Raw genomic sequence first — 21,979 nt, 5'->3', positions numbered from 1 at the left:
TGAGAGCCACTTGAAGAGGATTCAATAGCCAGCGTCACCTTATCTTGTCATTTTGGATGTGTAAACATCTGGATGGCTAAATCATCCAGTTTCCCATCAGATGAATGAGCATAAGGAAATGAACCTATGACACGAGCACACACCCTGGGCTTCCCCCGTATCGGCGCCAAGCGCGAGCTGAAATTTGCCCTCGAATCCTACTGGCGTGGCGAGACCACTCAGGCCGAACTCGTTGCCGTGGGCAAGACGCTGCGTGAACGCCACTGGCAAGCCCAGCATGCCGCCGGGGTCAATCTGCTGCCGGTGGGCGACTTCGCTTGGTACGATCAGGTGCTCGGCACCAGTCTGCTGGTGGATGCGGTGCCTGCCCGTCACCGTCATGGCGAGACCGATCTCGACACCCTGTTCCGGGTGGCCCGCGGCCGTGCACCGACCGGCCCGGCGGCGGCCGCCGCCGAGATGACCAAATGGTTCAACACCAACTATCACTATCTGGTGCCGGAATTCAGCCGTGATCAGCGTTTCAAACTGGGCTGGAGCCAGCTGTTTGACGAGGTGGAAGAGGCCAAGGTGCTGGGGCTGCCGGTCAAGGCGGTGCTGCTGGGGCCAGTCTCTTATCTGTGGCTTGGCAAGGAAAAAGAGAGCGGCTTCTCGCGCCTTGAACTGCTCGATCGCCTGCTGATCGTCTATCAGGAGATCCTGGCGAAACTGGCTGCACAAGGGGTGGAGTGGGTGCAGATCGACGAACCGGCGCTGACGCTGGACCTGCCGGACGAGTGGCGCCTCGCCTACCTCAACGCCTACGCTCGCCTCGCGGGCCCCTGCAAGCTGCTGCTCACCACCTATTTCGGCTCGGTGGCCCATCAGCGCGACATCATCACCAGCCTCAAGGTGGATGGCCTGCATCTGGATCTGGTGGCCGCCCCCGAACAGCTGGAGACCCTGGTGCCGCATCTGCCGGCCCAGTGGGTCATCTCCGCCGGGGTGATCAACGGCCGCAACGTCTGGCGTGCCAACCTGGCCAAGCTGGCGCCGACTCTGAAGGCACTGAAAGCCAGACTCGGCGAGCGGCTCTGGGTGGCCTCATCCTGCTCATTGCTGCACAGCCCGGTGGATTTGACCCTGGAGCAGGAGCTGGATCCCCAGACCCGCAGCTGGTTCGCCTTCGCCCTGCAAAAATGCTTCGAGCTGGGACTGCTCAGAGAGTATCTGGATGGGGGCGAGCTCGACAAAATTACCGCCTACAGCCAGCCCATCGTCGATCGGGAGTCTGACAGCCGGGTGCACAAAAAAGCGGTGCAGTCACGGCTCGCCAGCCTCACCAACGGCGATTTTGATCGCCACAGCCCCTATCCGATCAGGGCCGAGCTGCAGCGCTCGGATCTCAAGCTGCCGCTGCTGCCCACCACCACCATCGGCTCCTTCCCGCAGACCTCGCAGATCCGGGTATTGCGGCAGGATTGGCGCGCCGGTCGCATCGATAACCGCGCCTACGAGGCGGGCATTAAGGCGGAGATCCGCGATGCCATCGCGCGTCAGGAGGCCATCGGGCTGGACGTGCTGGTACATGGCGAGGCCGAGCGCAACGACATGGTGGAGTATTTCGGTGAGCTGCTGGATGGCTTTGCCATCACCCGCTTCGGCTGGGTACAGAGCTATGGCTCCCGCTGCGTCAAGCCGCCGGTGATCACCCGCGACATTGACCGCCCGACCCCCATGACCCTGGCGTGGACAAAGTTTGCCCAGAGCCTGACTGACAAGCCGGTCAAGGGGATGCTGACCGGCCCCGTGACCATCCTCTGCTGGTCCTTCCCGCGGGAAGATGTGAGCCGGGACCAGTCCGCCCTGCAAATCGGGCTGGCCATTCGCGACGAGGTGGCAGATCTGGAAGCCGCCGGCATCAAGATCATCCAGATCGACGAACCGGCGATCCGTGAAGGCTTGCCCCTGCGCAAGCAGGATCATCAGGCTTATCTCGACTGGGCGGTGCGGGCCTTCCGTCTGAGTGCCAGTCCGGTGGCGGACAGCACCCAGATCCACACTCACATGTGTTACAGCGACTTCAACCTCATCATCGAGGCGGTGGCGGCGCTGGATGCGGATGTGATCACCATCGAGACCAGCCGCAGCCAGATGCAGCTGCTCGAAGCGTTCGAGCGCTTCAACTACCCCAACGAGATTGGCCCGGGCGTCTACGATATCCATTCGCCAAACGTGCCGAGCCAGAGCTGGATTGAGGGGTTGCTGCGCAAGGCGGCCAAACAGATCCCGGCCGAGCGACTTTGGGTCAACCCGGATTGCGGCCTCAAGACCCGCGGCTGGGAAGAGACCGAGGCCGCCCTCAAGGTGATGGTCGATGCCACCAAGGCACTGCGGGCCGAGCTGGCGTAACCGGCAAGTCGTGACCTCTATCGGTAAGGTGGCGTGCTGACAAACGAACGAGAGAGGGGAAGCCATTGCTTCCTCTCTCTTTTTTCGTTGGCCACTTTTCCACTGGATCCTGAACCTTGCCGCAGCCCGCTTTGCACTAGGCTCAGAGTTGGCAGAAGTGGATGGAGTCGCGGCCATGAGAGTCAGTCTGGGGAGCGCAATCCTGTGGGGATTGCTGATGTGGCAGAGTGCATGGGCGGCACCAGCGGCCGAGTTGAAGATGGTCTACTTTGACGACTTTGCCCCATATTCGTGGCGTGACGAACAGGGCAGGATGCGCGGGCTGATGATAGACGTGATGGATCGGGTGGCAGCGCAGATGGGGCTGCGGGTGCGCCATGAAGGTTATCCGTGGCAACGGGCGCAAAAACTGGTGCGGATGGCGCAGGCCGATGGCTTTGTCACCATCGCCACCCGGGAGCGCCGCTCTTACACATTGGTGGTGGAGGAGCCCGTTACCACGACGGTTTTGACGGTATTTACCCGGCTTGGCCACCCCCGGATGAGCGATTTTCAGCGTGCCAGCCGCTTGAGCGACTTCAAATCACTTACCTTTCTCGACTATTTCGGTAACGGCTGGGGCAAGGAGAACCTGGCGGGCTTCACCGTTCATCACACCATCAATGTCGATAATGTTTTCAAAATGCTGGCGGCGGGTCGGGGGGACCTGATGGTGACCGACCCACTGGTGGCACGTTTCAAACTCAACCAGCTGGGATTGTCCGGGCAGGTGGTCGAGGTGCCGCTGCAGCTTGCCTCTACCCCGTTCAATCTCTGCATCGGCAAGCACTCCCGCTTCAATACCCGGATAACCGAGTTCAACCGTGCCCTGCAACAGCTGCGACAAAGCGGCGAGTTGGCGCGTATCGTCGAACGCTATCGTTGATGCGTTGCCGCCATCTGCGGTTTGCCAAGGGCGTGTCTATCTTGGCGTCATATCGGCGATGGTTGCCCAGAAGGCATCGATCAAGGGCCCCTTGCTGTGGGGCGGACGGATAAGGCCAATGGTCCAACAGGCTTCCCCGTCTCTCAAGGGGAGGGTGAGCACATCCGGGTGCTCTATGGTGGTGGAGGAGGGGACCAGGGTCCAGGCGATCTCGGCTGCCGCGGTGGCGACGCCAGCGGCAAAGTCGTTGACGTACTGGATATCGCGAAAACGCAGCCCGCTCTGGGCCAGATAGTTCATCAGGTGATCGTAAAACGACGGGGCCTTGTCCCGACGGAGGATCGCCAGCGGCTTGTCCACCAGATCCGCCAACTCCCTCACATCGCGGTAGCTGGCGGGTAGTACGGCGACAAAGTGGGCTTCGACCACCGGCAGGGCGTGCCACCCCTTGGGGGCGGGCAGGCGGCAAAAACCGAGATCCAGCTTGCCTTCACTGAGCGCCAGCAGCTGGTGGTGGGTGGAGAGATCGTTGAGCTCGATAGTCACTTGCGGCCGCTCGGCGCGAAAACGGGCAATGGCGGCGGGCACCAGGATTTTGGTGGCCACGCCAAAGCCGATGCGCAGGGTGCCGACATTGCCCGCCAGCACGTCGCGGGCGGTGCGCGAGAGCTGCTCGCTCTGGATGACCACAGCGCTGGCATCCTCATACAGTGCCCTGCCCAGTCCGGTGAGGCGGGTGGTGCTGGCGTTGCGCTCGAACAATTCGCCGCCGAGCTCCTCCTCCAGCCGCCTTATCTGCTTGCTCAGTGCCGACTGGGTGACATGCTGGCGCACCGCCGCCTGGCCGAAGTGCAGTACCTCCCCCAGAGTGACAAAGGCTTTCAGGTCCCGTAGCTCCACAGCGGCTCCTTTCATTCCTGTTAGGAATGTTGAGTGGTCATATTTGTCATTGGACGGAATTCTAGAACTGTTCGATGCTATTGCCAATTCAATTGGGTGCCGCCAGCCGGCGCAATCTAGGTGGCCAGGACCACCGCCGCAGAAGGAGCAACACCAGATGCATCACCACAAGTTCAACGACTTCCCGAGCGATTTTCTGTGGGGCGCCGCCTCCGCAGCCTATCAGGTGGAGGGGGGCTGGAATGCCGATGGCAAGGGGCCCTCGGTGTGGGATCTCTTCACCAAGCTGCCGGGCAAGACCTTTGAGGGGAGCAACGGTGATGTGGCGGTCGATCACTACCACCGCATGGAAGAGGACGTGGCGCTGATGGCCGAGATGGGGCTCAAGGCCTACCGCTTCTCGGTGAGCTGGCCGCGCATCTACCCCACCGGTCGGGGGGAGGTGAACGAGGCGGGACTGGCCTTCTACGAGAAGCTGATCGACACCCTCTTGGCTCACCAGATCGAACCGGTGCTGACCCTTTATCACTGGGATCTGCCGCAGGCGCTGCAAGATGAGTACGGCGGCTGGGAAGACCGACGCATAATCGAGGATTTCGAGCGCTACTGCGTAACCCTCTATCAGCGCTTTGCCGGCAAGGTGAAATACTGGGTGTCGCTTAACGAGCAGAACTACAACCTGACCAACGCCTATCAGCTCGGCACCCATCCGCCCGCAGTGCAGGACCGCAAGCGCTTCTTCGTCGCCAACCATATCGCGTTTCTGGCCAATGCCCGGGTGATCAAGGCGTTTCGCCAGCATGTGCCGAACGGCCTCATCGGCCCGAGCTTTGCCTACTCCCCTGCCTATCCGGCGTCGTGCGATCCGAAAGATATGCTGGCCTATGAGAACGCCGAGGAGTTCAACAACCTCTGGTGGCTGGACGCCTACTGCTTTGGCCGCTATCCGCAGGCGGCGCTCGCTTACTTGCAGGAAAACGGTGAGGCGCCCGAGATCCTGCCGGGCGATATGGAGTTGCTGCGCGAAGGGACGCCCGACTACATTGGCGTCAACTACTACTACACCCTGACCTACACCGATAACCCCTTGGGCGGTCAGACCCTGCAGCGGATCAACACCACCGGCAAGAAGGGCACCACGCCGTCCAGCGGTATTCCCGGCCTCTACAAGACGGCGCCCAATCCGCACCTTGAGACCAGCAACTGGGACTGGGCCATCGACCCGACCGGGATGCGCATCGCGCTGCGTCGCCTCTCTTCCCGTTACGGTTTGCCGCTGATGATCACCGAGAACGGCCTTGGCGAGTTCGACAAGCTGGAGGCGGGCGACAAGGTGAACGATGAGTACCGCATCGATTATCTGCGCAGCCACGTCAAGGCGTGCCAGGAGGCGATGCAGGATGGGGTGGAACTGCTCGGCTACTGCGCCTGGTCGTTCACCGACATCCTGAGCTGGCTCAACGGCTACCAGAAGCGTTACGGCTTCGTCTATGTGGAGCGTGACGAGCAGGGGGGCTCCCTTCGCCGGATCAAGAAGGCGAGTTTCCACTGGTACAGCCAGGTGATCGCCAGCCAGGGCAAGCAGCTCTGACGATGTATCGCATTGCGTAACAAGCGGGCCCGGGCAATCCCCGGGCCCGTTTGCTTTGGTTGTCATCTTTGGCCGAGAGAGGAGAGGGGGCTGGAAGTGGGGCGCATTGCTTGGCGTTTGCTGATTTTTGTCCTGCCAAAGCCGGCGACCCCTGCTATTATCTGCGGCCAAACATGAGCCAATAAAAATCAGGATATCGTGATGACTGACCACACTTTTATTCCCGGCAAGGACGCAGCGCTGGAAGATTCCATCGAACGCTTCCAGACCAAACTGCAAGCCCTTGGCTTTGATATCGAAGAGGCCTCTTGGCTCAACCCCGTGCCGAACGTCTGGTCGGTGCACATCCGGGACAAGGAGTGCTCCCTCTGCTTTACCAACGGCAAGGGTGCCAGCAAGAAGGCGGCACTTGCCTCCGCTCTGGGTGAGTATTTCGAGCGTCTCTCCACCAACTACTTCTTTGCCGACTTCTATCTGGGCGAGCAGGTAGCCAACGGCGATTTCGTTCACTACCCGAACGAGAAGTGGTTCCCCATCGAAGGGGATCAACTGCCAGCTGGTCTGCTCGACAGCTTCACCCGCAAGTTCTACAACCCGGATGGTGAAGTGACCGCCGAGATGCTGGTGGATCTGCAATCTGGCAACGAGGAGCGCGGCATCGTCGCCCTGCCGTTCGAGCGCCAGTCCGATCACGAGACTGTCTACATCCCGATGAACATCATCGGCAACCTCTATGTCTCCAACGGTATGAGCGCCGGCAACACCAAGACCGAAGCGCGCACCCAGGCGCTCTCCGAGGTATTCGAGCGCCATGTGAAGAACAGGATCATCGCCGAGGCACTGAGCCTGCCGCAGATCCCGAGCGAAGTGATTGCCCGTTATCCGGGGATTGCCGCCTCCATCGCGGCGCTGGAAGCGGAAGGTTTCCCGATTTACAGCTTCGATGCGTCTCTGGGCGGCCGCTATCCGGTTATCTGTGTGGTGCTGCTCAACCCGAGCAACGGCACCTGCTTTGCCTCCTTCGGTGCCCATCCGCGCTTTGAAGTGGCCTTCGAACGTACCGTGACCGAGTTGCTGCAGGGCCGTGGCCTCAAAGATCTCGACGTGTTTGTGCCGCCCTCATTCGACAACGAGCAGGTGGCGGATCACCACAACCTCGAGACCCACTTCATCGACTCTTCCGGCCTTATCAGCTGGGATCTGTTCAAGGAAGAGGCGGACTTCGAGTTTGCTGATTGGGATTTCCGCGGCACCTCGCAGGAGGAGTTCGACCATCTGATCGGCATCTTCCACGAGCTGGAGCAGCCGGTCTATATCGCCGATTACGAGCACTTGGGCGTCTACGCCTGCCGCATTCTGGTGCCCGGCATGTCCGACATCTATCCGGCTGAAGATCTGCTGCTGGCCAACAACAACATGGGCGCCAACCTGCGCGAAGTGATCCTGGCGCTGCCATCACTTGATTGGGATGCCGAGCAGTACATGGCGTTGTTCGACCAGCTGGATGAAGAGGGGCACGACGAGCGTACCCGTGTACGCGAGCTGCTGGGCATCGCTGCCGCCAAGGGTACCGCGCTGCATACCCTGCGCGTTGGCGAGCTGAAAGCCATGCTGGCGCTGGCCGCCGGTGAGCTGGATACGGCGCTGGATCTCATCGACTGGACCATGGAGTTCAACCAGTCGGTGTTTACTGCCGAGCGTGCCAGCTACTATCGTGCCCTGCGCGCCTGCGTCGAGCTTTTCCTCGACGAGGAGCGCGACCCCGAGCAGTATCGTGGCGTCTTTACCCGTATGTATGGTGAGGAGACGCTGGCACAGGCCTGGGCCAACGCCAGTGGCGAAGCGCGTTTCCACGGGCTGGAGGCGGCCGACTTGTCGCTTGCCCAATTCCCGCTGCACCAGAAGCTGCTGGCGGCTTACGAGAAGCTGCAAAAGGCCAAGCGCGCCCATCAGTGGTCATAAAGATACATTGACAATGTGTGAGTAAAGGAGGGGCCGGTTGGCCCCTTCTGTTTGATGCAGATAAGCGATGTCGTTGTTATTCAAAGATGAAATAAAAAACAAAAAATACCTCTAAGGGGGTTGCAGGCAGGGCAGGGGGCATGCTTGGGAACTGCAAAGATATCTTGCCAATGCATGGTTTATGTGGCGAACTATAAATTCTTTAAAATCATTATATTAAAAATCCAACACTTCTGTTTCAGCTGAAACCTGGTGTAAACTGGCGCAGCCATGCGGCTCAAATATTTGTAGTAAAATTACAATCGCACACTGATAAATTTGATCGATGTCAATTTTGGCCATTTGGCCCTTTGTTATGATTTCAACAGGCAAAACATTCAGGTAGATCATAATTGAAAGCTGAATCCCCATTCGATTGTCTCAAGCCCGAAGCCATCGCTGCACTGGCTGAAGACATCACCTACGCCAAGGCTACCAAGCCGGCATACAAGGTCATTCCACTGGCCATTACCGCAGGCGCTTTCATCGCCATCGCATTTATCTTCTACATTACAGTGACTACCGGAACCGGTTCCATGCCTTGGGGTATGGCCAAGCTGGTTGGCGGTCTCTGCTTCTCTCTCGGACTTATTCTCTGCGTACTGCTCGGTGCCGAGCTGTTCACCTCCACCACCCTGACGCTGGTAGCCAAAGCGGCCAACCGGATAAGCTGGGCCCAGCTGCTCAAGAACTGGGGGCTGGTCTACTTCGGCAACCTGATTGGCGGTCTGCTGATGGTGGCGCTGATCATCGTTTCTGCCGAGTACACGGCAGCGGACGGCCAGTGGGGTCTGAATGCCCTGAAAGTGGCCCAACACAAAATTCACCACACCTTCTTCGAAGCGGTGGCGCTGGGTATCCTTTGTAACCTGATGGTATGTCTTGCTGCCTGGATGGCCTTTGGTGCCCGCAGCGCGACTGACAAGGTAGTCGTCATGCTGCTGCCGGTTGCCATGTTCGTTGCATCAGGTTTCGAGCACAGCATCGCAAACATGTTTATGATTCCGGTTGGTATCGCTATCCACAGCGTGGCTGGCCCGGAATTTTGGCAGGCCATCGGCCAGGATCCGGCAACCTTTGCTGACCTGACCGTATCCAACTTCGTCCTACACAACCTCATCCCCGTGACCATCGGCAATATCATCGGTGGTGGCGTGATGGTTGGTCTGACTTACTGGTTTATCTTCCGTCGTCATCATTAAGGATGATCGCGGGATACTACATCAATACCGTGTGAGGTAATGAAAAATGGCAGAACTTAACGAACAGTTCCAAAAAGCATGGGAAGGCTTCGCGGCCGGTGAATGGCAGACCTCTGTCAACACCCGTGACTTCATCCAGAAGAACTACACCCCGTATGAAGGTGACGAGTCCTTCCTGGCTGGCGCGACCGAAGCGACCACCAAGCTGTGGGACAAGGTCATGGAAGGGATCAAGATCGAGAACCGCACTCACGCGCCGGTCGATTTTGATACTGACCTGCCCTCCACCATTACCGCACACGATGCCGGTTACATCGATCAGAGCCTCGAGAAGATCGTAGGTCTGCAGACCGACAAGCCGCTGAAGCGCGCCATCATCGCCAACGGCGGTATCAAGATGGTTAAAACTTCTTGCGAAGTGTACGGTCGTCAACTGGACCCGATGGTCGAGAAGATCTTCACCGAGTACCGCAAGACTCACAACCAGGGTGTGTTTGATGTTTACACCAAAGACATCCTGAACTGCCGCAAGTCTGGTGTTATCACCGGTCTGCCGGATGCCTACGGCCGTGGCCGTATCATCGGTGACTACCGTCGTGTTGCCCTGTACGGTGTTGACTTCCTGATGGCCGACAAACTGGCACAGTTCAAGTCCCTGCAAGCTGACCTGGAAAACGGCGTCAACTTGGAAGCCACTATCCGTCTGCGCGAAGAGATCTCCGAGCAGCACCGTGCCCTGGCTCAGATGAAGGTGATGGCTGCCAAGTATGGTTGCGATATCTCCGTACCGGCTACCAATGCCCGTGAAGCAGTTCAGTGGACCTACTTCGCTTACCTGGCGGCAGTCAAGTCCCAGAACGGCGCGGCCATGTCCTTCGGTCGTACTTCCAGCTTCCTGGATATCTACATCGAGCGTGACCTGCAGAAAGGCCTGATCACCGAGCAAGAAGCCCAGGAGCTGATGGACCACATGGTCATGAAGCTGCGTATGGTTCGCTTCCTGCGTACTCCGGAATACGATTCACTGTTCTCCGGCGACCCGATGTGGGCGACCGAGACCCTGGCTGGTATGGGCGTTGATGGCCGTACTCTGGTCACCAAGAACAGCTTCCGTATGCTGAACACCCTGTACACCATGGGCCCGTCCCCTGAGCCGAACCTGACCATCCTGTGGTCCGAGAAGCTGCCGGTCGGTTTCAAGAAGTACTGTGCCAAGGTATCCATCGAGACCTCTTCCGTTCAGTACGAGAACGACGATCTGATGCGTCCGGATTTCAACAACGATGACTACGCCATCGCTTGCTGTGTATCCCCGATGATCGTTGGCAAGCAGATGCAGTTCTTCGGTGCTCGTGCCAACCTGGCCAAGACCATGCTGTATGCAATCAACGGTGGTATGGACGAGAAGCTCAAGATCCAGGTCGGTCCGAAAACCGAGATGGTCAAGTCCGAGTACCTCGACTACAACGACGTAATGGATCGTCTGGACCACTTCATGGATTGGCTGGCCAAGCAATACGTTGCTGCGCTGAACATCATCCACTACATGCACGACAAGTACAGCTACGAAGCCTCTCTGATGGCGCTGCACGACCGTGACGTATATCGCACCATGGCGTGTGGTATCGCTGGTCTGTCTGTAGCCGCTGACTCCCTGTCTGCCATCAAGTACGCCAAGGTCAAGCCGATTCGTGACGAAGATGGCGTTGCCATCGACTTCGAAATCGAAGGCGAATACCCGCAGTTCGGTAACAACGACGCTCGCGTCGATGATATCGCCTGTGACCTGGTTGAGCGCTTCATGAAGAAGATTCAGAAGCTGAACACCTACCGTGGTGCTGTTGCTACCCAGTCTGTTCTGACCATCACCTCCAACGTGGTATATGGCAAGAAGACCGGTAACACCCCGGATGGCCGTCGTGCTGGTGCTCCGTTCGGCCCGGGTGCCAACCCGATGCACGGTCGTGACCAGAAGGGTGCTGTTGCTTCCCTGACTTCCGTAGCCAAGCTGCCGTTCGCTTACGCTAAAGATGGTATCTCCTATACCTTCTCCATCGTTCCGAACGCACTGGGTAAAGATATGGAAGCCCAGAAAGCCAACCTGGCTGGCCTGATGGACGGTTACTTCCACCACGAATCCAACGTAGAGGGTGGTCAGCACCTGAACGTTAACGTGATGAACCGTGAAATGCTGCTGGACGCCATGGAAAACCCGGAGAAATATCCGCAGTTGACCATCCGCGTATCCGGTTATGCCGTTCGCTTCAACTCTTTGACCAAAGAGCAACAGCAAGACGTCATCACCCGTACCTTCACTGCTTCTCTGTAATCGAGACATAGTGAGCAAAAACCGGCGCCAAGGCGCCGGTTTTTTTATGCGTGCGATTCAGGGGGAGTAATCATCCCCTGTGAATCGCCCCCCAGTTCCATCGCAACCACAACAGTTGTTACTGGGGATTTGAAGAGGATCAAGGGGAGGGGCTCACCAGGATTGACCTGGGCCCCGTCTGTAATGCGATTATGCTTTATTCGCGCTCTAAGGGGATAGGCGGTTGCTCTGCCTGCCATTGCATCAGTGTTGCTATGGCTCGTGGAACAGCTGATCAGGTTTAAGGGGTGAACAGAGGCGCCATCGCGGGTATCAAGCAATACCCATAAGCCTGTGACTATGGAATCATTCTCTGCCTCTGCCTCTGCCTCTGCCTCTGCCTCTGCCTCTGCCTCTGCCTCTGCCTCTATCTCTCTCAATGCGCAGCTTGGAGGTGGTCTGGTTTAGCCAGCCAGATATGTGTGAAGCTACAAACCCTGCTTGCAGAAACAACAAGGGCTGCACATTGTGCAGCCCTTGTCTTTGGAGAATAGCGGGTTGAGCGTGTCAGCTGGCCCAGGTGATGATGTGATCGATCCATTCACCCGCCTGATCCTCGTGAATGACTTTGCCACGGACGGATTGACCAGCCTGATGCATCGCGGAACGACTGCCGGTCAGCAGAGGATGCCATTCTGGAAGAGCGTCACCTTCAGACAGCAGGCGATATGCGCAGGTTGAGGGGAGCCAGTCATATTCGGTGATCTTGTCATGGGTGATCTGCAGACAGTCAGGCTCTTTTTTGAAACGATTGGCGTAATCAGAGCACTGACAGGTCTTGGTGTTAAGCAAATTGCAGGCGACATTGGTGAAAACCAGTTCGTCGGTATCTTCATCGATCAGCTTGTTGAGGCAGCATTTTCCGCAACCATCGCAGAGGGATTCCCATTCGGATTCAGTCATCTGCTGCAGACTCTTGGTCTGCCAAAAGGGGGCTTGCATCATACCGCTCACTTATTACACCTGATAAAACGCGTGGTTATACCCCTTGTTACCCGGTATTTCAAGGAGAGGGTCACTCCGGTGGGCAAATTGTCGTGATCAGCTCAAATGAATGCAATGACTTTCAGCCTCATCATATTGCTCAAACGGGTTCGCTGGTGGGCAGGAAGTCCCGCAGGTTTGAATACTTGGGCTGCATGATTGTCCAGTTCAGGTTTTATTTTCTGCTTCTTTATCCGTTACATCTTTTGATGTTTGTCTGCTTGCAGCAAGCAGGGTCAAATGATCTCCGATGCCTACCGTCAGGCTGTTGCAAGCTTGTCTTTCAAATAAAGCCGCTGGTCACATATTGTTTGCGCCCTTCTGTCACTGCGACCCGCGGGAGAGCCTGCGTAGGCGTTCGTTTTTTGTCTTAATGATTGAGATAGATATCTTGCTCTGAATAAGCCAGCAGAGGTGTGCCGAGGTTAGTCCGTTTTGCGCCAAAGAAGCGGGTGAGTACGCCAGATTGCTGTCCCAGTCGCTGCAGCTTGACGTGATCCAGCTCGATCTGCTCGGGTAGCCAGGTAAATACGGCGGCGCAGTGACCATTGCCCAGACTGCGCTCTAGGGTTTGCTGCCAGTTCTTGATTTTGGGGCTATGTACCACCAGCACTCTCTTGGGATCGATACCTCGCTCTTCCAGACGGCTGACTGTGGGGCGTCCCGGCGGGGCGATCAACAAGATCCAGCCGGTATGAGAGTCACCTAACTTGCTCAGTTCGCTCAGAAACTGATCATCAGACTGGATAGTCACACCATCATGAGCCAACTCCGCTTTGCAGGCGGTTCTGGTTGGCCAGGGCTTGCTCATGACACGATTCATCGCAAAGGGCAGTGAGTGCAGGGGCTGGTTCATATATGGGGTTCCTGTATGAATATCCAAGCTGTATGTGCATACAGTAGTCATATCCTGTGGCAGTGACAAGGTGTTTTTGCTGAAAAATGTGATGGTGTTAGCATGTGACGTTAGTAAGACTATGTTTTTAAAAGTTATTTAATATAAAACTGGCTGGGTGTTTTTCGTACTATGGACAAACCTTGCGTAACCGCCCATGGTTATACAGGTCATTTACAGGAGGTGCCGCCATGGATATCAGTACCTTGCAACGTCTTGATGCCAACATCTTGCTGGGCATCATCAATGAGAAGCTAAGGCTTGAGTGTGACGGGTTGGAGGAGTTGCTGGCCTATTACGATATGAGTGAAGAGCAGTTGGCAGGGCGTCTGGATCAGATTGGGTACCATTACGATCCATTGAGCAATCAGTTCAAAGCACATCTTTAAGGATGCAATGATTGCTTCATATTTATACGGTAATTTTTCAGGCACATTGAAACCGGTTTCAATGTGCCGTCTTGCTGCCTATTTTCAGGGATTTTCAAGGCTTGGCAATCTCTGAAAACCTATTCATGCCAGAATATTTTTATTTTTTCATTAAGCTTATGATAATAAAGGGAATGTTTGTTTTTGTGCGATCAATTTAAGGAAAGGGTTTTCAAGCTTTTCAGGCTGTTTTTATCGGTTAAAGTGTGACTTGCGTTAACTTTTAATTCTGCCGCTTTAGTTAGTATTCTCACGCCGGTACATATTTTGAGATAACAACAGCGCCGGTCCCGCAAGCGGGATAACAATTTTATTTGTAACGAAGGAATATGGTTTATGGCTACCAAGAAGAAGACAGACCAGGATCTCCAACTGGATAAAGATCAGCTCAAGGCGAGTATCGTGCGTCACCTGCGTTCTACCTTGGGAACAAGCGAACAGAAAGCCTCTCCCGAAGCGTGGTGGAAAGCCACTGCGGCGGCCGTCAATGAACAGGTGTACGAGCGCCTGACCCGCACTCAGCAGACTCATTTCAAGAAAGATACTCGTGCGATTCACTACCTCTCTGCTGAATTCCTGATGGGAAGATTGACCTCCAACAACCTGCACAACCTCTCCCTCTACAAGACTTGCGAAGAGGCGCTGGGCGAACTCGGCCTGGAACTGACCGACCTGTGCGAACAAGAGCCGGATATGGCACTTGGCAACGGCGGCCTGGGTCGTCTGGCTGCCTGCTTTATCGACTCGCTGGCCACCCTGAACTATCCGGCGGTTGGTTACGGTATCCACTACGAACACGGTCTGTTCCGTCAGGAAATTCAGGATGGTCGCCAGATTGAGCGCCCAGACTCCTGGCGTGAATATGGCAACCCCTGGGAGATCTGCCGTCCCGAGTCGGTGCAAGAAGTGCCGCTCTATGGCTACGTCGAGACCGTGTTTGGTGACAATGGCGGCCTGAAGAAGGTGTGGCACGCCGGTCGCAAGATTAAAGGGGTGCCTTGGGATATTCCGGTGGTCGGTTTTGGCGGTCACACCGTCAACATCCTGCGTTTGTGGGAATCCCGCGCCTCCGAGTTTTTCGACTGGGACGTATTCAACGCCGGTGGTTACATCGACTCCCAGGCTGAGAAAGCCCAGGCCGAGACCATATCCAAGGTACTCTATCCGAACGATGAGACCGATGCCGGTAAAGAGCTGCGTCTGATCCAGCAGTACTTCTTCTGTGCTTGCTCCATCAAGGACATCATGCGCCGCTACAAGCGGGTGCATGGCGCCGACTTCAGCAACTTTGCCGCGCAAATTGCCATTCAGCTCAACGATACTCACCCGACTGTCGCCATCCCGGAACTGATGCGGGTACTGGTTGACGAGGAAGATCTGAACTGGGATGCCGCTTGGGCCATCTGCTATCAGGTCTTCTCTTATACCAACCACACTCTGCTGCCGGAAGCGCTGGAGAAGTGGTCGGTCAGCCTGTTCGAGAAAGTACTGCCTCGCCATCTGGAGGTGATTTACGAGATCAACGCCCGCTTCCTGAACGAGTTGGTGGAGCCCAAGTGGCCGGGCAACGACGCCATCAAGGCCAAGCTCTCCATCATCGAAGAGGGGGCCGTGCGCAAGGTTCGCATGGGCAACCTGTGCGTGATCGGTTCGTCCAAGGTGAACGGTGTGGCCGAGATCCACTCCAAGCTGGTGAAGGAAGATCTCTTCCCCGAGTATGCCGAGCTGTGGCCGGAAAAAATGTGCAACGTGACCAACGGGGTAACCCCGCGTCGCTGGCTGCTGGCCTGCAACCCGGAGCTGGCGGGTCTCTACAACGAAGTGGTGGGCAAGGAGTGGCCGCTGCAACTGGACAAACTGCGTGGCGTGGTGAAATTTGCCGACGACAAGGCGTTCCAGCAGCAGTTCATGACCATCAAACGTCATAACAAAGAGAAGCTGGTCAAGGTCATCAAAGACGAAACCGGTATCGATGTCAGTGCCGAGGCGATCTTTGACGTTCAGATCAAGCGTCTGCACGAGTACAAGCGCCAGCAACTGAACCTTATTCACATCATGGCACTCTATCGTCGTCTGCTGGCCAACCCGGACTATGACATGCATCCGCGTGTGTTTATCTTCGGCTCCAAAGCGGCGCCCGGTTACAAGCTGGCCAAAGACATCATCTATGCCATCAACAAGCTGGCGGATCGGGTCAACAACGATGCTCGTATCCAGGGCAAGCTGAAAGTGGTGTTCATGCCGAACTACCGCGTGAGTCTGGCCGAGAAGTTGATCCCGGCGGCAGATGTCTCCGAGCAGATCTCTACTGCTGGTTACGAAGCATCCGGTACCGGCAACATGAAGATGGCACTCAACGGTGCAATCACCATCGGGACGCTGGATGGAGCCAACATCGAGATCGCCGAAGAGGCGGGGGCCGAAAACTGTGCCATCTTCGGTCTGAACGTGGACGAAGTGAAGTCGCTGAAGGCGCGCGGTTATAATCCGTACGACTTCTACTATGCCAACTCCGAGCTCAAGGCCGTGCTGGACTGGTTTGATACCGACTACTTCACGCCGGGTCGTCCGGGTGAGCTGGCCTCCATCAAGCGCTCTTTGCTGGAAGGGGGAGACCCTTACCTGACCTTGGCGGACTTCCAGTCCTACTCGGATGCACACAAGCTGATCGATACCTGGTATCGGGATCCGGCACTGTGGGCGAAGAAGGCTATCATCAACTCGGCCACCATGGGTAAGTTCAACTCAGACCGTTCCATCCAGGACTATGTGGATCGTATCTGGAAGCTGAAACCCTGCAACATCGGTTGATCACCTCTTAATATGAGAACCCCGCTATGCGGGGTTTTTTTATAGCTGCTTGGATTCGTAAATATTTGTACACCATTTGCAAAAAGCTTGATCATCTGTGATAGATGTACAGGGCATCACATATTATTTTAATGTCGTTATTACCAGCCTTTCCCGGGAACACCTCATCTCATGGCACCCGTATCGCTCATAAGTCTGAAGTCATCATCATGTGTACTCTCGCTGCTGTCGCATGGCACAAGCTGACGATGGTCAGGGATGTGACAGATGGCCGTTGGGGTGCAGGAAAAGAGAAAGCCCCGATGATACGGGGCTTTGTTGGAACCTGGTGTTGATTGAGGAGCCCGGCGAGCGAGCCACCAGCCATCAATGCAGTATGTCGCCCATAAAATAGGCAAGCAGGGTCAAAATGACGGTGAAGACCAGGTTCAGCACCAGGCCGGCCCGCATCATTTCACGCTGCTGGATATGGCCGCTGGCGAAGACAATGGCGTTGGGCGGGGTAGCCACTGGCAGCATGAAAGCGCAGGAGGCACCGACAGCGATCAGCACGGATACGACAATGGGAGAGACTCCCAGTGCCTCTGCGACTCCGGCAAACAGTGGAACCAGCAGAGCGGCGGTAGCGGTGTTGGATACCAGCTCGGTCAGGAACACCACGAAGGTGGCAAGACAGAGCAGGATGACGAAGATCGGCATGGTGGCCAGACCGTTGGATAGGTGCTCCGCCAGGAAGGCGTTGGCCCCAGTCTGCTTAAGGATGGCGCTCAGGGTCAAGCCGCCACCAAACAGCATCAGTACTCCCCAGTCGGTGTTCTGGTTGATGTCATCCCAGCTGGCCACCCGGCTGACGGCGATGGCGATGATGGCTCCCATGGCGATCAGTGTATCAAATTGAGGTATTCCTCCCAGCGCCTGGGCAATAGGCTGGGAGCCAATCCACAACAGCACTGTGGTCAGAAATATCAGCATGGTCACCTTGCGTTGGCCGGTCCACTCTATGGTCACTCGCTCGGTGCTGACCTGATGTGAGAGGTTGGGGCGGGTTACCAGATAGAGCAGCCCGATGCCTACTGGCATGAAGATGAGGACAACAGGAATGCCAAATTTCAGCCAGTCAGTGAAGCCCAGCCCCATCTGGGCGGCCGCAATGGCATTGGGCGGGCTGCCTACCAGGGTGCCGATGCCGCCAATACTGGCGCTGTAGGCAACACCAAGCAATACGAAGACCAGTGTGCGGCGCTCCTTGTGAATGTCGAGACCTTTGAGCATGCCAAGGGCCAGCGGCATCATCATGGCGGCGGTAGCGGTATTGCTGATCCACATGGAGAGTGCCGCAGTAATACTGAAGAGTACGATGGCAGCCCAGCCGAGGTGTCCCTTGGCGAGCTGCATCACCTTACCGGCAATCTGGGTGTCTAGCCCCTGTTTGGATAGCGCTGCCGCCAGGGCAAAACCGCCAAAGAAGAGGAACAACACCGGGTTTGCGAAGTCGGTCAACGACTTGCTCATATCAAACACCCCGAGCAGGGTGGCAAGTACCGGGATGGAGATCGCGGTGATAGTGATGTTGACCGCTTCGGTCAGCCAGAGAATAGCTATAAAGACCAGAATGCCCAGCCCCTTGTTGACCATAGGATCAAAAGGGAGCCAAGCGAGCATGATGCATAGCAGGAGCAGATCCAGGATCACGATCCCGGTCTTGATATCCAGCCAACGAGATGGAGTAGCGGGTACAGCCGATGTGTGCATATCGTTCTCTCGGTTAATTTATGGTTGTTTTTGTGTTGCCGAGATTACATCCATTCACTTGTTTGAAACAGGCTCACATATTGAAAATCAGTCTCTACTCACACACTCATTGATAAAAATGAGGAAATAAATACATAAATCAAACATTTCTGAAACATAAATTAAACATCCATGAACTGTTCCAGCCACTGCTTGAACATGTTCTTGGGCAGGGATCCATTTATCTGGTTCACCACTTTACCCTGTTTGAAGACCATTAGGGTGGGGATGCTGCGAATGGCGTAACGGGCGGCAATGGTGCTCTGCTGCTCGGTATCGACTTTGACAAAGCGCATCCGTGGTTCGAGTTCATGGGCAACATCATGAAATACTGGAGCAAACTGCTGGCAAGGGCCGCACCAGCTGGCCCAAAAATCGACAACGACCGGAATATCGGAGTTGATCAGGGTATCGAAGTTATCCGCCTTCCCGAGGCAAGGGGTTTGGCTGAACAGGGACGCCTTGCAGTGCCCACATTTGGCGGAGTGGGTTACATGGGTGGAGGGCAGGCGGTTTCTTGTAAAGCAGTGGCTACAATAAGTAGTGATAAATGACATAATAGTCTCCTTGAAGATCGGTTCTGGTGGCTGTGATGAAAATAGTGCCAGAGTTAAAATAGTGAAATAACGTTAACACAGCGCTCGGCTGGGGTGGACACTTCCACTCCGAGCTCTGCTCAAGCCGGACAATTCAGCGGCCATTATAAGTAGAGAGTCAAAACGGGATGAATAAAGGATCACGGAAGAGCCCTGTGGTACTGCTGCTTGTTGCTGCCTTGTTGCTCGGCTTCTTGGTTCTTTGCTGGCAACTGCTTAGTCAACAGCAGCGTGCATACAGCCTGAATCAGGCAGCGGAGGCAGTGCTGAACCGGATCAACACCGACAGTGTTTACCTGCTTGGTCGTGAGAGTGCCAATGATAGCAATGTTCAGCAACGGCTCGTCCAGTTATCCGGTATCCTCGATAGCTTTGTTCACAGGGTTCGTAGTGATGCTGAGGTTGAGCAAACGCCTCTTTCACAGAGGTTGCTGCAGGATTTGGATCTCTACCAGATGGAGCTGGCCAGACTGTACAGCATGGAAAAGGCGGTGGAATATATCGTGCAACCCTTTCAGCATCAGCTTGAGAAGGTACGCGCTATCACGCCGGCAGAGAGCCTCTTGCATCGTGATCTCAATGAGTTGGCCCAACTCAGCCATTTTTTGCAACACAGCGCCGATAACCAGTATCAGCAACAGCTGAGCTTGTTGCAGCGTGCTCTTGCTTCCCATTACGGCTCGCAACCCGAGGTGATCACCTTGGTTAACCTGAGCAAGGATTTGAGTCGTCAGGTGATGGCTTATCATACCCTGCGCCATCGTCTCATCGATATGCAGGTGAGCGATAACCTGGTGCGCTGGAAGATGGATAAGCTGGAGCGGGCTTCATCATTGCTGAACCGCTTCTATTTAATGGTGCTTGGCGGTGCCTTGATCAGTTTTGTGCTGGTGGCCTATACCCTATGGCGTCGTAATCAGAAGTTGAGCGAGTTGTCCCGTCAGACGGCCTTGCTGGCACAGGCCAAAAGCGATTTTCTGGCCAATATGAGCCACGAGATCCGCACCCCCATGAATGCCATCATCGGTTTCAGCTCACTGGCACTGCAGACCGAGCTGGATCAGCAACAACGGGACTATCTGGGCAAGATAAAGTCTTCATCAGATACCTTGCTGCTGCTTATCAACGACATTCTCGATCTGACCAAGGTGGAGTCCGGCAAGCTGACGTTGGAGGAGATCGACTTCGATCTCAGCGAGCAGCTCGACTCGCTGGCGGGCATGTTTGCCGATCTGGCGGAGCGCAAACATGTGGAGGTGATCATTCGCAAATCGCCGGAGGTGCCTGTCTTCTTGCGTGGGGATCCTCTGCGGCTGGGGCAGGTTCTGGTCAATCTGGTGAACAATGCCATCAAATTCACCGAACGTGGTGAGGTCGAAGTCTCCATCGATCTGGCCAACTCCCATCCAATGCGGATCCGCTTCAGTGTGCGCGATACCGGCATCGGCATTGCCGAAGAGAAGCAGACCCAACTGTTTCAGGCGTTTACCCAGCTGGAGGCGGGCAATACCCGCAAATATGGCGGCTCGGGTCTTGGGCTCAATATTTCCCAGCGGCTGGTGGAGCTGATGGGGGGGCGGATCACCGTAGAGAGCAAGCCTGGCGTCGGCTCTCTGTTCAAGTTCGATATCCCGATGGCGCAGGCGGTCTACGGTGTGGCTGGACGGAAAGTTTTCTTCGAAAACCAGCCGCTGGTGATGGTGATGGATGACAACGAACTGGTGCTGGATCTGGCTCGGGACATCCTGACTCGGGCGGGTGTGCGAGTGCTGCCGGTCAACTCCCTTTCCCGTGCCCGTCAATTATTGCGTGAAGAGGGGCCCAATCTGCGGTTGGCAATCCTCGACTGGCGCATGGGGCAGGAGGATGGACTCGATCTGGCGCTGGAGATGTATCAGCACAGCCAGTGGCGGCGGATACCCATCCTGATGATCAGCGCCTGGGCCAGAGAGGGGCTGCACGCCCGGATGGACAGCATGGGGCTGACCCATTTTCTGCCCAAGCCGATGACCGAGAATGCCCTGCTGGCCAAGGTGGACGAGTTGCTCAATGGCAGCTCTTATGAACTCAATCTGCGCAAGGCAGAGGCTCAGGGGGATCAGCAGCACTTCAAATCCCTGTTGCAGGGTACCCGAGTGCTGTTGGCCGAAGACAACCGGGTCAATCAGCAGCTCATCATCGAATATCTACGTCGGGTCGATGCGGTAGTGTGCGTGGTTAACAATGGTCGCGAGGCGGTGGAGCGGGTTGCCGAGCAGCCTTTTGACGTGATCCTGATGGACCTGCAGATGCCGGTGCTGGACGGACTCGATGCCACCCGCCAGATCCGCAAAATGGTCGACAAGCACGATGTGCCCATCATAGCCCTCACTGCCAGCGCCATGCATGGAGACAAGGAGCGCTGCCTGGGGGTGGGGATGAATGGTTACGTCACCAAGCCGGTGAGCAAGCTGGATCTTTACAACAACCTGCTGCAGTGGGTGAAGCCGCAAGGGGTGGAGCAGGCGGGGATCATGGAGGTGAAACCGCCGGATATGATGGGGATCCTCGATCTGCAGGATGCCCTCAAGCGGCTGGAGCAGGACAAGGAGGCATTGCAGATCCTGTTCAAGCTGTTTATGTCGGAGCACAAGGACGATCTGTGGGAGATCCGTTCCGCCTTGCGCCGTCAGCAGCCCGAGGTGGCCAGCAAGCTACTGCACACCCTCAAGGGGGTGTCTGCCAATATCTCGGCGGCCCGTCTGCAATTGGTGGCTGGCGAGCTGGAGTGGCGCCTGCGGCAAAACGAGGTGCTGAGCGAGGCGGATCTGGAGCAGTTGCAACAGGTCTTCAGCCAGACCCGGGAAGAGGTGTCACACTTCCTGTTGACCGGTGAGCAGCATGAAAATTCGTATAATCCCTATTCATCAGGGGATGATCGCATGTCACAGTGAATTAAATAGTAATTATTCTCAACCATCCCGGTTCGGGATATGATGAGCTTTCGTTCAAATCGCCTCCAGCCGGAGGCGATTGTTTTCATTGTTCTATTTCTGCGTGGCTTCTCTGATGGCCGCTCCTTGGAGCGGTCACGGGCAGAGAGCGCTAAAGGTTGGT

14 protein-coding genes are annotated in these 21,979 nt (G+C 56.2%); 9 read left to right on the top strand and 5 right to left on the bottom strand.

Going from position 1 to position 21,979, the window contains the following annotated elements:
- The first annotated feature begins 126 nt into the window (after positions 1-126).
- Positions 127-2,391, top strand: a complete 2,265-nt coding sequence (gene metE, locus I6L35_RS17800; protein ID WP_216978920.1) for a 5-methyltetrahydropteroyltriglutamate--homocysteine S-methyltransferase — start codon at positions 127-129, stop codon at positions 2,389-2,391.
- 175 nt (positions 2,392-2,566) lie between these two features.
- Complete coding sequence (locus I6L35_RS17795) at positions 2,567-3,316, top strand: ABC transporter substrate-binding protein (RefSeq protein ID WP_120414108.1); 750 nt, start codon at positions 2,567-2,569, stop codon at positions 3,314-3,316.
- Positions 3,317-3,352: 36 nt separating this feature from the next.
- Here I6L35_RS17795 and I6L35_RS17790 read toward each other — a convergent pair whose 3' ends face one another.
- The gene (locus I6L35_RS17790) at positions 3,353-4,216 is read right to left on the bottom strand and encodes a LysR family transcriptional regulator (RefSeq protein ID WP_216978919.1); all 864 of its coding nucleotides are present in this window, start codon (positions 4,214-4,216) and stop codon (positions 3,353-3,355) included.
- 157 nt (positions 4,217-4,373) lie between these two features.
- Between I6L35_RS17790 and I6L35_RS17785 the strand changes: the two genes are divergently transcribed.
- The 4 genes from I6L35_RS17785 (at position 4,374) to pflB (ending at position 11,339) form a co-directional block, all read left to right on the top strand.
- Positions 4,374-5,807 carry a glycoside hydrolase family 1 protein gene (locus I6L35_RS17785; protein WP_216978918.1) on the top strand — a complete coding sequence of 478 codons (1,434 nt, stop codon included), beginning with the start codon at positions 4,374-4,376 and terminating at the stop codon, positions 5,805-5,807.
- Between the two features lie 201 nt (positions 5,808-6,008).
- On the top strand, positions 6,009-7,769 hold the full coding sequence (ycaO, locus tag I6L35_RS17780) for a 30S ribosomal protein S12 methylthiotransferase accessory factor YcaO (RefSeq protein ID WP_216978917.1): 1,761 nt from the start codon (positions 6,009-6,011) through the stop codon (positions 7,767-7,769).
- Between the two features lie 392 nt (positions 7,770-8,161).
- A complete protein-coding gene (gene focA / locus I6L35_RS17775; RefSeq protein ID WP_041210327.1) occupies positions 8,162-9,010 on the top strand; it encodes a formate transporter FocA in 849 nt (282 codons plus the stop codon).
- 46 nt (positions 9,011-9,056) lie between these two features.
- Positions 9,057-11,339, top strand: coding sequence for a formate C-acetyltransferase (pflB, locus tag I6L35_RS17770; RefSeq protein ID WP_005346160.1), 2,283 nt, complete (start codon positions 9,057-9,059; stop codon positions 11,337-11,339).
- A gap of 546 nt (positions 11,340-11,885) precedes the next feature.
- Here the strand turns inward: pflB and I6L35_RS17765 are convergent.
- Positions 11,886-12,320, bottom strand: a complete 435-nt coding sequence (locus tag I6L35_RS17765; protein ID WP_005361134.1) for a YcgN family cysteine cluster protein — start codon at positions 12,318-12,320, stop codon at positions 11,886-11,888.
- 412 nt (positions 12,321-12,732) lie between these two features.
- Complete coding sequence (locus I6L35_RS17760; protein WP_216978916.1) at positions 12,733-13,218, bottom strand: cell division inhibitor; 486 nt, start codon at positions 13,216-13,218, stop codon at positions 12,733-12,735.
- 230 nt (positions 13,219-13,448) lie between these two features.
- Between I6L35_RS17760 and I6L35_RS17755 the strand changes: the two genes are divergently transcribed.
- Positions 13,449-13,646 carry a DUF4250 domain-containing protein gene (locus tag I6L35_RS17755; protein WP_005333612.1) on the top strand — a complete coding sequence of 66 codons (198 nt, stop codon included), beginning with the start codon at positions 13,449-13,451 and terminating at the stop codon, positions 13,644-13,646.
- Between the two features lie 375 nt (positions 13,647-14,021).
- Positions 14,022-16,496 carry a glycogen/starch/alpha-glucan phosphorylase gene (locus I6L35_RS17750; RefSeq protein ID WP_216978915.1) on the top strand — a complete coding sequence of 825 codons (2,475 nt, stop codon included), beginning with the start codon at positions 14,022-14,024 and terminating at the stop codon, positions 16,494-16,496.
- Between the two features lie 366 nt (positions 16,497-16,862).
- Here I6L35_RS17750 and I6L35_RS17745 read toward each other — a convergent pair whose 3' ends face one another.
- Both I6L35_RS17745 and trxC read right to left on the bottom strand, forming a co-directional pair.
- On the bottom strand, positions 16,863-18,248 hold the full coding sequence (locus I6L35_RS17745; RefSeq protein ID WP_216978914.1) for a DASS family sodium-coupled anion symporter: 1,386 nt from the start codon (positions 18,246-18,248) through the stop codon (positions 16,863-16,865).
- 161 nt (positions 18,249-18,409) lie between these two features.
- A complete protein-coding gene (gene trxC, locus I6L35_RS17740) occupies positions 18,410-18,844 on the bottom strand; it encodes a thioredoxin TrxC (protein WP_216978913.1) in 435 nt (144 codons plus the stop codon).
- Positions 18,845-19,011: 167 nt separating this feature from the next.
- Between trxC and I6L35_RS17735 the strand changes: the two genes are divergently transcribed.
- Positions 19,012-21,816 carry a response regulator gene (locus I6L35_RS17735; RefSeq protein WP_216978912.1) on the top strand — a complete coding sequence of 935 codons (2,805 nt, stop codon included), beginning with the start codon at positions 19,012-19,014 and terminating at the stop codon, positions 21,814-21,816.
- The last annotated feature ends 163 nt before the right edge of the window (positions 21,817-21,979 follow it).

This window comes from Aeromonas sp. FDAARGOS 1405 (genome assembly GCF_019048265.1).
In the GTDB taxonomy this organism is placed as follows: Bacteria; Pseudomonadota; Gammaproteobacteria; order Enterobacterales; family Aeromonadaceae; genus Aeromonas; species Aeromonas veronii_A.
Note: the sequence above shows the minus strand (reverse complement) of the source record. Positions and strands in the feature narration are given on the sequence as shown.

What these genes read in the sequence shown, in the direction of transcription:
- metE (WP_216978920.1), top strand. Translation starts at nt 127, where the DNA reads ATGACACGAGCACACACCCTGGGCTTCCCCCGTATCGGCGCCAAGCGC.
- I6L35_RS17795 (WP_120414108.1), top strand. Translation starts at nt 2,567, where the DNA reads ATGAGAGTCAGTCTGGGGAGCGCAATCCTGTGGGGATTGCTGATGTGG.
- I6L35_RS17785 (WP_216978918.1), top strand. Translation starts at nt 4,374, where the DNA reads ATGCATCACCACAAGTTCAACGACTTCCCGAGCGATTTTCTGTGGGGC.
- ycaO (WP_216978917.1), top strand. Translation starts at nt 6,009, where the DNA reads ATGACTGACCACACTTTTATTCCCGGCAAGGACGCAGCGCTGGAAGAT.
- pflB (WP_005346160.1), top strand. Translation starts at nt 9,057, where the DNA reads ATGGCAGAACTTAACGAACAGTTCCAAAAAGCATGGGAAGGCTTCGCG.
- I6L35_RS17765 (WP_005361134.1), bottom strand. Translation starts at nt 12,320, where the DNA reads ATGCAAGCCCCCTTTTGGCAGACCAAGAGTCTGCAGCAGATGACTGAA.
- I6L35_RS17760 (WP_216978916.1), bottom strand. Translation starts at nt 13,218, where the DNA reads ATGAACCAGCCCCTGCACTCACTGCCCTTTGCGATGAATCGTGTCATG.
- I6L35_RS17755 (WP_005333612.1), top strand. Translation starts at nt 13,449, where the DNA reads ATGGATATCAGTACCTTGCAACGTCTTGATGCCAACATCTTGCTGGGC.
- I6L35_RS17750 (WP_216978915.1), top strand. Translation starts at nt 14,022, where the DNA reads ATGGCTACCAAGAAGAAGACAGACCAGGATCTCCAACTGGATAAAGAT.
- I6L35_RS17745 (WP_216978914.1), bottom strand. Translation starts at nt 18,248, where the DNA reads ATGCACACATCGGCTGTACCCGCTACTCCATCTCGTTGGCTGGATATC.
- trxC (WP_216978913.1), bottom strand. Translation starts at nt 18,844, where the DNA reads ATGTCATTTATCACTACTTATTGTAGCCACTGCTTTACAAGAAACCGC.
- I6L35_RS17735 (WP_216978912.1), top strand. Translation starts at nt 19,012, where the DNA reads ATGAATAAAGGATCACGGAAGAGCCCTGTGGTACTGCTGCTTGTTGCT.